Origin of the sequence: uncultured Aureimonas sp. (assembly GCF_913775355.1) — a bacterium.
In the GTDB taxonomy this organism is placed as follows: Bacteria; Pseudomonadota; Alphaproteobacteria; order Rhizobiales; family Rhizobiaceae; genus Aureimonas.
The window spans coordinates 1-11093 of sequence record NZ_CAJYIU010000311.1; the positions used below are offsets into that span (position 1 = coordinate 1).

Genomic DNA, 11093 nt, shown 5'->3' on the forward strand with positions numbered 1-11093 from the left:
ACGCAAAGCAGCAGAACGAAGACGCCGTTGACGACGGTCGCGGTCTTCACCACCGCGGCGGTCGGTGCGATCGGCGTCAGACCCATGAGGACGACGAAGGAAATCGCGCCCGTCACCAGCGCACCGATCACCGCCAGGATGCCCGGCACGAGCATGAACCGACGGCGTTCGCCGAGTGCGGGAATCTCCCCGTCCATCGTGGTCGTCTGCGCTGCCATCAGCCACCCGTGATCAGATCACGTGGCACTCTTGCAACGCAATGTGTCTAGAATGCAACGAGCATTCGCAGAAAATTAGCGGATCGATCGAACGATCGAAATGTCGAGATCGCGGATCTTCTTGCGCAGCGTGTTGCGGTTCACCCCCAGGAGATCGGCCGCCTTCACCTGATTGCCGCGCGTCGCCGCAAGCGCTGCGGCAATCAGCGGATACTCGACCTCCCGCAGGATGCGGCCGTGCAGACCCGGAGGCGGGAGTTCGTTGCCGAACGAGCCGAAATACTCGAACAGGTAGCGCTCGACGGCGGCCGAAAGGTCGATCGGCTTTGAACTGTCGCCGTCGCCGCCGATCGGCCTCGACTGTTCGCTTGCGAGCTCGTGCTCGATGATCTCGGTGGTGATCTCGTCCTGCGGATAGAGAGCGCTGAGGCGCCGCACGAGGTTTTCGAGCTCGCGCACGTTGCCCGGCCACGAGTAGCGCCGCATCACGTCGAGAGCCCCGGACGTCAGCGTCTTGCGCGACAGCCCTTCCTTCTGGACGAGACCGAAGAAGTGGTTCGTCAGATCGACGAGGTCCTCGATGCGCTCGCGCAGCGGCGGCAGGCGCAGCGGGACGACGTTGAGCCGATAGAACAGGTCCTCGCGGAACAGGCCGCGCTGGATCAGCTGGCGCAGGTCCTTGTTCGTCGCCGAGACGATGCGCACATCAGTCGCGATCGGCGTGCGACCGCCGACAACCGTGTATTCGCCCTGCTGCAACACGCGCAGAAGCCGCGTCTGCGCCTCCATCGGCATGTCGCCGATCTCGTCGAGAAAGAGCGTCCCGCCCTCGGCCTGCTCGAAACGTCCGCTGGCACGCGCCTGAGCGCCGGTGAAAGCGCCCTTCTCGTGTCCGAAGAGTTCCGATTCGATTAGATCGCGCGGGATCGCCGCCATGTTGATGGCGACGAACGGCCCCTTGCGACGCCGTCCATAGTCGTGAAGCGCACGGGCGACGAGTTCCTTGCCGGTGCCCGACTCGCCGGTGATCGTCACCGTCAGGTCCGTCTGCATCATGCGCGCGAGGGCGCGGTAGATGTCCTGCATGGCCGGCGAGCGTCCGATCAACGGGATCGTCTCGCCGCCGTCGTCCATCGCCTTGTTGCGCGCCTCGGCCTTCGGCTCGGCCAGCGCCCGGCGCACGATGCTGACGAGCTCGGTGAGGTCGAACGGCTTCGGGATGTAGTCGTAGGCGCCCTTTTCCGAGGCCTGGATGGCCGTCATGAACGTGTTCTGCGCGCTCATGACGATGACGGGAAGATCGGGCCGCGTGTTGCGGATCTTCGGCAGCACGTCGAAAACGTTACCGTCTGGCATCAGCACGTCGGTCACGACGAGATCGCCATCTCCGGCACTGATCCAGCGCCAGAGCGTCGCGATGTTCGACGTGACGCGCACCTCGAAACCCGCCCGCATCAGGGCCTGCGAGATGACCGTGCGGATCGCCGCATCGTCGTCTGCAACGAGAATCTGGGAGGTGGCCATCAGCGCGTTCGCCTGCGTTTCGGGGTCGTTCCGTCGGTGTCGGGAGCATCCGGCTCCGTCCAGGCCGGCATCAGCACGCGGAAGATCGTGTGTCCGGGATACGAATCGCATTCGATCACGCCGCCGTGGTCGCGCACGATCTTGGCGACCAGCGCAAGGCCGAGGCCGGTGCCGTTGGGCTTGGTCGTGATGAACGGATCGAAGATGTTCTCGCGGATGTCATCCGGCACGCCGCCGCCGTTGTCCTCGACGACGAACTCCAACGGCAGCGTCATACGCGTGCGTGCGCCCGGCACGGAGAGGCGCACGCCGGGCTTGAATGCCGTCGAAAGCCTGATCTCGCCGTCCGGCCGCCCGCCCACCGCCTCGCTCGCGTTCTTCACGAGGTTGATGAAGACCTGGACCAGCTGGTCGCGATTGGCGAACACCGAGGGCAGCGAGGGGTCGTAAGCTTCCGTGATACGGATGTCGCGCGCGAAGCCGCTCTTGGCCAGCGTCTTCACGTGCTCCAGCACGGAGTGGATGTTGACCGCCGACCGCTCGACCGGACGCTCGTCCGAGAAGACCTCCATCCGATCGACGAGCTTCACGATGCGCTCGCTCTCGTCCTGGATCAGCTGTGTCAGAATGCGGTCGTCGTCGCTGGCTTCCGCTTCCAGAAGCTGCGCCGCCCCCTTGATGCCCGAGAGCGGATTGCGGATCTCGTGCGCCAGCATCGCCGCAAGCCCGGTCACCGTGCGGGCCGCCGAGCGATGGGTCAGCTGCCGGTCCATCTTGTCGGCCATCGATCGCAGCTGGAACATGACCAGCACGTGGCCGGGCGGATCGCTGAGGCCCGAGACATAGACGTCCACCAGCCGGTCCATACCGAGACGCGGCGAGGACACGTCGACGCGATACTCGCTGATCCGCGAATTCTCGCTCTTCACCTGCTCGATCAGGCCGAGCACCGGGCTGTCGTGCGGGACGAAATCGGCAAGCCGCCGCTTGGCGAGGTGCGAAGCACTTGCCGAGAAGAACTGCTCGGCGTCGGAATTGGCGAAGGTGAAGCGGCCGCTTTCGTCGAGGGCGACGACGGGATGCGGCAGCGCGTTCAGAAGCGCGAACTGATCGAGCGGCGGGGCGGATGCGGAGGACGTCATCGATCAGGCAGCCTGGCGCAGGGATGCGGGAAGGTCCGGCTCGACGTCGCTCAAGGTCGTCGCCCCGAAGAGGCTTCGCAGGCGAGCACGGACGAGCTCGGAATCAGTGGCCCGCATCAGCTCGGCCCGGTCGGCCATGAGACGCAAGCCCGCGGCCGCCTCCCATCGATCGAGGTACCAGCCGAGATGCTTGCGGGCATGGCGGAGGCCGGCCTGCTCTCCGTAAAATTCGAGCATCGAGTCGTAGTGCGCGACGACGAGATCGGCGAAGCCTTGCCGCATCCGGTCGCGGTCGATGTGTCCGCCGACGAGCGCAGGAAACCAAGGCCGCCCGCAGGCGCCGCGCCCGATCATCGCAGCATCCGCCTCGCTCGCCTGCAGCATCGCGTCGAGATCGGCCATCGACTGCAGGTCGCCGTTCGCCACCACCGGGATCGAAACGGCGCGCGAGACGGCGGCGATCGCAGGCCAGTCCGCCGCGCCCGTGTAGAACTGATCCCGCGTCCGCCCGTGGACCGTCACCAGCCTGACGCCCGCGCCCTCGGCGCGCACGGCGAGGTCGGGCGCGTTGAGGCTGGACCGATCCCAGCCGAGGCGCATCTTAAGGGTCACCGGAACCGAGCCGGCACCCGCGACCGTCGCCTCGATCAGACGCAGCGCCTGATCGAGGTCGCGCATCAGCGCCGAGCCCGACAGCCCGCCAACGACCTTCTTCGCCGGGCAGCCCATATTGATATCGATGACATCGGCGCCTTCGGCCGCAACGATCTCGGCAGCGCGACGCATCGCGGACGCTTCGCGGCCTGCCAGTTGAACGGCATGAAGGCCAAGCCCGTCCGCCCCTGCGCGCTGCCGGCTGTCGGCGTCGTTGCGAATGAGCTCTCCGCTCGCCACCATCTCCGAATACACCACTTCCGTCCCGAACGATCGGACGAGACGCCGAAACGGCACGTCGGTGATTCCCGACAGCGGCGCGAGAAACACCCGCGAGCGGATCGAGAGCCTGCCCAGTGACAGGTCACCGGGACGCGCCGGGAGGCGGCGGTTCGACGTCGGAAGATCATCCAGAGAGCACATTGAAACAGCATATCGCCATGTGCTCAAAAGACAATCAAAATGCGTGTGCAAAGCAACGCCATGCTGCATTGCACAGTGAGCGGAGCTGCGCTCTTGCTCCCCGCTGGCGGATGTGCTGACCACTGTTGGTGGAACGGTTCAAATTCGGGTGGTGAATGAAAGTCGCAGCGATCCTTGTTGCCGCTGGCCGCGGGTCGCGCGCTGGGCTGACGCCCTATGGACCAAAGCAGTATTTCGACCTCGGCGGACGCCCCGTCCTATGGCGAACCGCCGAGCGCTTCCTTTCGACGCCGGGCGTCGGCTCGGTGATCGTCGTGATCCATCCCGACGATCATGCCATGGCCGGCCGCGCTCTCGATGGGCTGCTCGACCGCGTGCAGTTGGTGGAAGGCGGCGCCACACGGCAGGCGTCGGTGCGCTGCGGCCTCGAGGCGCTGGCCGAAGCCGATCCCGAGATCGTCCTGATCCACGACGCCGTGCGCCCCTTCGTCTCCTCCGACGCCATCCTGCGCGTCGTCGCGGACATCGATCCGAAGACCGGCGCGATCCTCGCCCTCCCCGTCGCCGATACGCTGAAGCGCTCGGACGGCGATCTGATCGACGTGACGGTCGACCGGTCGGGTCTGTTCGGGGCGCAGACGCCTCAGGGGTTCCCCTACGGCCTGATTCGCGAGGCGCACACGAAAGCTTCTCGCGAAACGAAGACGGCCTTCACCGACGATGCCTCGATCGCTGAATGGGCCGGCATCCCGGTCCGGCTGGTTCCGGGAGACCCGGAGAACGTCAAGCTGACCCTGGCGCGTGAACTGACGCTCGCCGCCGAGCGCTTTCGAGGAGAACCCGCGATGATCGATGTGCGCACGGGCAACGGATACGACGTCCACAAGCTGGTGCCGGGCGACGGGGTGACGCTTTGCGGCGTCTGGATCGAACACGATCAGGCCCTTCTCGGTCACTCCGATGCCGACGTCGGCTTCCATGCGCTGACCGACGCGCTGCTGGCGACATGCGGCGCGGGCGACATCGGCACCCATTTCCCGCCGAGCGATCCGCAGTGGCGCGGCGTCGCCTCGCGCATCTTCCTGAAGCGCGCGGTCGAGATCGTGGAGGCGCACAAGGGGCGCATCTGCAACGTCGACGTCACGTTGATCTGCGAGGCACCGAAGGTCGGCCCTCACCGCACGGCCATGGTCGAGGTCATCGCCGATGTGACGGGCCTCGAGGCCGAACGGATTTCGATCAAGGCGACCACCAACGAGACGATCGGCTTCATCGGGCGGCGCGAGGGGATCGCGGCGATCGCAACGGCGAGTGTGGTTTATGGCGGATGAGAGCGAGATCCGAGACCAGCTGGATGCCCTTGCCGCGCGCATCGTCGAGAAGGCATTGGCGCAGAGCCTGACGATCGCAACGGCCGAATCTTGCACCGGCGGGCTAGTCTCTACGGCGATTACCGAGATCGCCGGATCGTCCGCCGTGTTCGGAACGGGCTTCGTCACCTACTCGAACGCGGCGAAGGCGCGCCTCCTGAAGGTGCCGACCGATCGGCTGGAGCGATTCGGCGCCGTGTCCCGCGAGGTCGCGGAGGCCATGGCGGAGGGTGCACGGCGCGAGGCCGGGTCCGACATCGCCGTGTCGATCACCGGAATCGCTGGACCGGGCGGCGGCTCTGACCTCAAGCCGGTCGGGCTGGTCCACTTCGCCTGCGCGTCGAAGCTGGGTACATTCCACACCGAACGAAGGTTCGGTCCGCTCGGCCGCAGCGCGGTACGCGAGGCCAGCGCAGCCACGGCGCTGGGACTGATCGAGGAAGCCCTCGACCGTTTGGCTCAAGCCGTAGCCGGGTAGACCTTGTTCGCCCGTTCCTCGAAGGCCGTGGCGAAACGCCGGAAGGCGTAGTCGAACATCGAGCCCATCAGGAGACCCAGGGTGCGGCTCTTGAATTCGTAGTCGATGAAGAAGCGCACCTCGCAGCCGTCCGGGTGCGGCTCGAAGTTCCAGCGGTTCTCGAGATAGCGGAACGGGCCGTCGACGTATTTCACGTCGATCTGGCGCTCGTCCGGCTTCAGGAGGACCTGCGACGCGAAGGTCTCGCGGATCAGCTTGTAGGCGACGGTCATGTCGGCGATCAGCAACGTCTTGCCGTCGCGCTCGCGCCGCGAGCGGACGACGAGGCTCTGGCAGAGCGGCAGAAACTCCGGATAGCGCTCGACGTCCGCCACGAGCGCGAACATCTCGTCGGGGGAGTGCCGGACGACACGGGCGTTTTCGAACTTCGGCATCGTTCAGGCTGCGACCTTCGCAAGACGCGCCGCCTTGAGGCGCTCGAAGTCTTCGCCCGCATGGTGCGAGGAGCGGGTGAGCGGGCTCGACGCGACCACCAGGAACCCCTTCGTCAAGCCCACGGTCTCGAACGACTGGAACTCCTCGGGCGTCACGTATCGGATCACCGGGTGGTGCTTGCGGGTCGGCTGCAGGTACTGGCCGATCGTCATGAAGTCGACGTCCGCGGTTCGCAGGTCGTCCATCAGCTGCAGAACCTCGTTCCGCTCTTCGCCGAGGCCCACCATGATGCCGGACTTGGTGAAGATCGTCGGATCGAGTTCCTTGACCCGCTGCAGAAGCCGGATCGAGTGGAAGTACCGCGCGCCGGGACGCACCGTCAGATAGTTGGACGGCACGGTCTCCAGATTGTGGTTGAAGACGTCCGGCCGTGCCGCGACCACCTTCTCCAACGCGCCCGGCTTACGCAGAAAGTCGGGGGTCAGGATCTCGATCGTCGTACCCGGCGCTGCTGCTCGGATCGCCTCGATCGTCTCGACGAAATGCTGCGCGCCACCGTCGGCGAGATCGTCGCGATCCACCGACGTGATGACGACATGCGAGAGGCCCATGCTGGCCACCGCGCGACCGACGCTCGCCGGCTCGTCCTTGTCGAGCGCGTGGGGCAGGCCGGTGGCGACGTTGCAGAACGCGCAGGCGCGTGTGCAGATGCCGCCCATGATCATGAAGGTCGCGTGCTTCTTCTCCCAGCATCCGCCGATGTTGGGGCAACCCGCCTCCTCACACACGGTGACGAGGCGGTTGGATTTCACGATCTCGCGCGTTTCCTGGTAGCCGGCCGATACCGGCGCCTTGACGCGGATCCAGTCTGGTTTGGGGAGCACCGCCGTATCCGGGCGATGCGCCTTTTCGGGATGCCGGGGCCTTGCGGCGCCGGCAGAGCTACGTGCGTCGAGGATCGTGACCATTGACCGTCATTTAAGCTCGGTTCGACGGTCACGCAATCGCGCGCTTTAGATGCGACGACCGCGAACCGCCCGGAAGATAAAGATCAGCAGGCAGGCGCCGATGAAGCCGACGATCAGGTACTGGATCGAGAAGCTCGCACCAGCCTGAAGGTCGAAAGCGCCGAGAATACCCAGCAGGAAGTTCAGGAAGACGGCACCGACGATCCCGAGGATGATGTTCAGGAAGACGCCCATGTTGCTCTTCATGACCATCTCTGCGAGCCATCCGGCGATACCGCCAACGATAATTGCAGCGAGCCAACCCATACGTATCTCCTACGGTACAAATACCGAGAGTTGAGATAGTGCGGCGAAAATGTGGACAAGACCTCTTGTCGCAGCTCGCTGCAATTTTCGCATCCTTACATATGGATGACCTTGCCATAGGCATCGAGCACGCTTTCGTGCATCATTTCCGAGAGCGTCGGATGCGGGAACACCGTGTGCATCAGCTCTTCCTCGGTGGTCTCGAGACCCATCGCGATGACGAAGCCCTGGATGAGCTCGGTGACCTCGGCGCCCACCATGTGCGCACCCAGAAGCTCGCCGGTCTTGGCGTCGAACACGGTCTTCACCATGCCGTCCGGCTCACCGAGCGCGATGGCCTTGCCGTTGGCGAGGAAGCGGAAGCGGCCGACCTTGACCTCGCGCCCCTCCTCCTTGGCCTTCGCCTCCGTCAGGCCAACGGAAGCGATCTGCGGCTGGCAGTAGGTGCAGCCGGGGATCTGGGTGCGCTTCATCGGATGCGCGTCCATGCCCTTGATCTTCTCGATGCAGATCGTGCCCTCGTGCTCGGCCTTATGGGCGAGCATCGGCGCGCCGGCGACATCGCCGATGGCGTAGACGCCTTCGACATTGGTACGGCCGTAAGGGTCGGTCTTGACGAGGCCGCGCTCCACGGTCACGCCGACGCCCTCGAGGTTCAGCCCCTCCGTATTGCCCTGTACGCCGACGGCCGAGATCAGCTTCTCGGCCTTGAGAACCTGGCTCTTGCCGCCCTGCTCCACCGTCACCTCGACGCCGTCCGCCGTCTTGGAGACCTTGGCGACCTTCGCGTCCGACAGGATCTTCATGCCCTGCTTCTCGAACTGCTTGCGCGCCACGGCCGCGATCTCGGCATCCTCGACCGGCAGGATCTGCGGCAGAAGCTCGACGACCGTCACCTCCGCGCCCATCGTGCGATAGAAGGACGCAAACTCGATGCCGATCGCGCCCGATCCCATGACGATCAGGGATTTCGGCATCGTCTGCGGCTTCATCGCCTCGAAATAGGTCCAGATGCGCTCGCCGTCAGCCTCGATGCCCGGCAGGACGCGCGGGCGCGCGCCGGTCGCGACGATCACGTGCTTGGCCTTGTAGGTGCCGTGTCCGAGGACACCCTTCGGCACCGGGTTCTGCGGCTGAACCGCAGGCTTCGTCGGCTCACCGACCTCGACCTCGACCGGGCCGCCCTTGCCGGCCTTCGTCAGCTTGGCCTGACCCCAGATGACGTCGATCTTGTTCTTCTTCATCAACCCGGCGACACCGCCGTTGAGCTGGGCCGAAACGCCACGTGAACGCTTCACCACAGCCGCGATGTCGAAATCGGGCTTCTGGATCTTCAGGCCGTAATTGTCGCCGTGCTCGGCATAGTGGAACACCTCGGCCGAGCGCAGCAGTGCCTTGGTCGGGATGCAACCCCAGTTGAGGCAGATGCCGCCGAGATGCTCCCGCTCGACGACGGCCGTCTTGAAGCCCAGCTGCGCGGCGCGGATCGCCGCCACGTAACCGCCCGGCCCACCGCCGATGATCAGGATGTCGTAGGTATCGGCCATCGTGGTTCTCCGTCGAAAAGGGTGGCGCTAGATCAGCGACGTCAGGCTCTGTGCGATCGCCTCGCCGAGCGCTCTGGTGTTGGCGGCGTCCAAATGCACCCCGTCAAGCGGGGTCGCGACGCAATGGTCGGATGCGGCAATGTGGTGGCACCCGGTCGCGAATGCGACACGGGTGTAGGCGTCCTTGAAACGGCGCGACTCGTCGATCGCATGCCCGAACATCGCATCGAAATCGGCGTCCGGCGTCGCGACCAGCGCTGGTGGCGAAACCAGGAGAATCTTGGGAGCGCGAAAGCCGAACGACGACGGAAAGCTGCGGGCGACCTCGACCAGTCGTTCGACGCCGAACGCGGCCTCCGCCGCCCGGCCGCCGCCGGTATGCTTCTTCAGATCGTTCGAGCCGAGCGCGATCACCAGCACGTCGATCGGCTCATGCGTTGCGAGGATCGTCGGCAGGATCCGCACGCCGTTCCGGTCGGCCGGCGCGAGATGGTCGTCATAGGCCGTGGTGCGACCGTTCAGGCCCTCGGCGATCACGCGAGCCCGTTCCCCGAGCCTCGCGCCGACGACGCTCGGCCAACGGTCCTCGAACCGATGGCGGCCGGGACCAGCCGCATCGTAGCCCCAGGTGAGGCTGTCGCCGTAGCAGAGGACCGTCTTCACCGGCGCGTCTCCCGAAGCGCGCTCAGACGAGCATGCTCATCGGGTTCTCGATGAAGCGCTTGAACGCCGAGATGAGCTCGGCCCCAAGCGCGCCATCGACCGCACGATGGTCGGTCGAAAGGGTCACCGTCATGACATTGGCGACGGTGACGGCGCCGTTCTTGACGACCGCCCGCTCCTCGCCCGCACCGACGGCGAGAATGGTCGCATGCGGCGGATTGATCACCGCCGAGAAGTCCTTGATGCCGAACATGCCGAGGTTCGACACGGCGGTCGTACCGCCCTGATACTCTTCCGGCTTCAGCTTGCGCGCACGGGCACGCTTGGCGAGATCCTTCATCTCGTTCGAGATGGTCGACAGCGTCTTCTCGTCCGCCTTGCGGATGATCGGGGTGATCAGGCCGCCCTCGATCGACACGGCGACGCCGACATCGGCGTTGCGGTGCTTCAGCATCGCGCTCTCGGTCCACGAGACGTTGGCGTCCGGCACGGCGACGAGCGCGCAGGCCATCGCCTTGATCACCATGTCGTTGACCGACAGCTTGTAGGCCGGGCGCTCGCCCGCCTCGGTCTTCACGTTCGGCGCGGCGCCGTTCAGCTGCTTGCGCAGCGCGAGAAGCGCTTCGAGCTCGCAGTCGACCGACAGGTAGAAGTGCGGCACGGTCTGCTTGGACACCACCAGCCGCTTGGCGATGGTCTTGCGCATCCCGTCGTGCGGAATCTTCTCGTAGGAGCCTTCGGCGAAGAGCTTCAGGATCGCATCGTCGCTTGCCGGCTTCGGCGCCGCCGGAGCGGGCGCCGGGGCGGCGGTGGTCGGTACCGATGCGGTCTGAGCGGTTGCCGGCTTCTGTGCGCCCCCCTTGGCGGCGCCCTCGATATCGGCCTTCACGATCCGGCCATGCGGGCCGCTGCCCTGCACCGAAGATAGCTCGACGCCCTGCTCCTTGGCGAGACGCCGCGCCAGCGGCGACGCGAACACGCGGCCGCCCTGCGAAGCCTCGGAACTGCCGGACGACTTGGCGGGCGAACCACCCTCGCTCGCCGACGCTGTCTCGGCCGGGCGCTCATAGCCGCGCTTGTCCGCGTCTTTGGCCTCGTCCGTCGAGCCCTTCACGGCGGCATCGGCCGCAGGCGCAGCGGAGGCCGCCGCGCCCTGCCCGCCCGATTCGGCGGCGGATGCGTCTTCGCCCTCGGCCGCGAGGATCGCGATGACCGCGTTTACCTTCACGCCTTCGGTCCCAGCCGGCACGACGATCTTGGCGACCGTACCCTCGTCGACCGCCTCGACTTCCATCGTGGCCTTGTCGGTCTCGATCTCCGCGATGACGTCGCCGGAGGAGACCTTGTCGCCCTCCTTCACCAGCC

General features: G+C 65.9%; 12 protein-coding genes. 2 read left to right on the plus strand and 10 right to left on the minus strand.

Annotated features, from left to right (window positions below):
- The 4 genes from QZ753_RS18975 to dusB form a co-directional block, all read right to left on the minus strand.
- Positions 1–218, minus strand: a 218-nt coding sequence (locus QZ753_RS18975) for a hypothetical protein (protein WP_294645949.1), incomplete at its 3' end; no start/stop codon positions are given.
- A 75-nt stretch (positions 219–293) separates the two neighbouring features.
- The gene (gene ntrC / locus QZ753_RS18980) at positions 294–1742 is read right to left on the minus strand and encodes a nitrogen regulation protein NR(I) (RefSeq protein ID WP_294645952.1); all 1449 of its coding nucleotides are present in this window, start codon (positions 1740–1742) and stop codon (positions 294–296) included.
- The gene (locus QZ753_RS18985) at positions 1742–2884 is read right to left on the minus strand and encodes a nitrogen regulation protein NR(II) (RefSeq protein WP_294645954.1); all 1143 of its coding nucleotides are present in this window, start codon (positions 2882–2884) and stop codon (positions 1742–1744) included. The genes ntrC and QZ753_RS18985 overlap by 1 nt, the downstream gene beginning before the upstream one ends.
- 3 nt (positions 2885–2887) lie before the next feature.
- On the minus strand, positions 2888–3961 hold the full coding sequence (gene dusB, locus QZ753_RS18990; protein WP_294645956.1) for a tRNA dihydrouridine synthase DusB: 1074 nt from the start codon (positions 3959–3961) through the stop codon (positions 2888–2890).
- 155 nt (positions 3962–4116) lie between these two features.
- Here dusB and QZ753_RS18995 point away from each other — a divergent pair, with 155 nt between their 5' ends.
- Both QZ753_RS18995 and QZ753_RS19000 read left to right on the plus strand, forming a co-directional pair.
- Positions 4117–5292, plus strand: a complete 1176-nt coding sequence (locus QZ753_RS18995; protein ID WP_294645958.1) for a bifunctional 2-C-methyl-D-erythritol 4-phosphate cytidylyltransferase/2-C-methyl-D-erythritol 2,4-cyclodiphosphate synthase — start codon at positions 4117–4119, stop codon at positions 5290–5292.
- Positions 5282–5809 carry a CinA family protein gene (locus tag QZ753_RS19000; protein ID WP_294645959.1) on the plus strand — a complete coding sequence of 176 codons (528 nt, stop codon included), beginning with the start codon at positions 5282–5284 and terminating at the stop codon, positions 5807–5809. Before QZ753_RS18995 ends, QZ753_RS19000 begins: the two co-directional genes overlap by 11 nt.
- Here the strand turns inward: QZ753_RS19000 and QZ753_RS19005 are convergent.
- The 6 genes from QZ753_RS19005 to QZ753_RS19030 all read right to left on the minus strand — a co-directional run.
- Entirely contained in the window at positions 5791–6243 is a 453-nt protein-coding gene (locus QZ753_RS19005; RefSeq protein ID WP_294645960.1) for a type II toxin-antitoxin system RatA family toxin, read from the minus strand. The two genes, QZ753_RS19000 and QZ753_RS19005, sit on opposite strands and share 19 nt — an antisense overlap.
- Before the next feature lie 3 nt (positions 6244–6246).
- Positions 6247–7212 (minus strand): lipoyl synthase, encoded by a 966-nt coding sequence (gene lipA / locus QZ753_RS19010; RefSeq protein WP_294645962.1) that lies wholly within the window; start codon positions 7210–7212, stop codon positions 6247–6249.
- A gap of 45 nt (positions 7213–7257) precedes the next feature.
- Positions 7258–7518: a GlsB/YeaQ/YmgE family stress response membrane protein gene (locus tag QZ753_RS19015; RefSeq protein ID WP_090964537.1), complete on the minus strand. Its 261-nt coding sequence runs from the start codon at positions 7516–7518 to the stop codon at positions 7258–7260.
- 95 nt (positions 7519–7613) lie between these two features.
- Entirely contained in the window at positions 7614–9065 is a 1452-nt protein-coding gene (lpdA, locus tag QZ753_RS19020) for a dihydrolipoyl dehydrogenase (RefSeq protein WP_294645963.1), read from the minus strand.
- Between the two features lie 27 nt (positions 9066–9092).
- Positions 9093–9728, minus strand: coding sequence for an SGNH/GDSL hydrolase family protein (locus QZ753_RS19025; RefSeq protein WP_294645964.1), 636 nt, complete (start codon positions 9726–9728; stop codon positions 9093–9095).
- Positions 9729–9750: 22 nt separating this feature from the next.
- Positions 9751–11093, minus strand: a 1343-nt coding sequence (locus QZ753_RS19030; RefSeq protein ID WP_294645965.1) for a pyruvate dehydrogenase complex dihydrolipoamide acetyltransferase, incomplete at its 5' end; no start/stop codon positions are given.

Excerpts from the sequence above, each read along its gene's own strand:
- ntrC (WP_294645952.1), bottom strand. The coding sequence starts at position 1,742 with ATGGCCACCTCCCAGATTCTCGTTGCAGACGACGATGCGGCGATCCGC.
- QZ753_RS18985 (WP_294645954.1), bottom strand. The coding sequence starts at position 2,884 with ATGACGTCCTCCGCATCCGCCCCGCCGCTCGATCAGTTCGCGCTTCTG.
- dusB (WP_294645956.1), bottom strand. The coding sequence starts at position 3,961 with ATGTGCTCTCTGGATGATCTTCCGACGTCGAACCGCCGCCTCCCGGCG.
- QZ753_RS18995 (WP_294645958.1), top strand. The coding sequence starts at position 4,117 with ATGAAAGTCGCAGCGATCCTTGTTGCCGCTGGCCGCGGGTCGCGCGCT.
- QZ753_RS19000 (WP_294645959.1), top strand. The coding sequence starts at position 5,282 with ATGGCGGATGAGAGCGAGATCCGAGACCAGCTGGATGCCCTTGCCGCG.
- QZ753_RS19005 (WP_294645960.1), bottom strand. The coding sequence starts at position 6,243 with ATGCCGAAGTTCGAAAACGCCCGTGTCGTCCGGCACTCCCCCGACGAG.
- lipA (WP_294645962.1), bottom strand. The coding sequence starts at position 7,212 with ATGGTCACGATCCTCGACGCACGTAGCTCTGCCGGCGCCGCAAGGCCC.
- QZ753_RS19015 (WP_090964537.1), bottom strand. The coding sequence starts at position 7,518 with ATGGGTTGGCTCGCTGCAATTATCGTTGGCGGTATCGCCGGATGGCTC.
- lpdA (WP_294645963.1), bottom strand. The coding sequence starts at position 9,065 with ATGGCCGATACCTACGACATCCTGATCATCGGCGGTGGGCCGGGCGGT.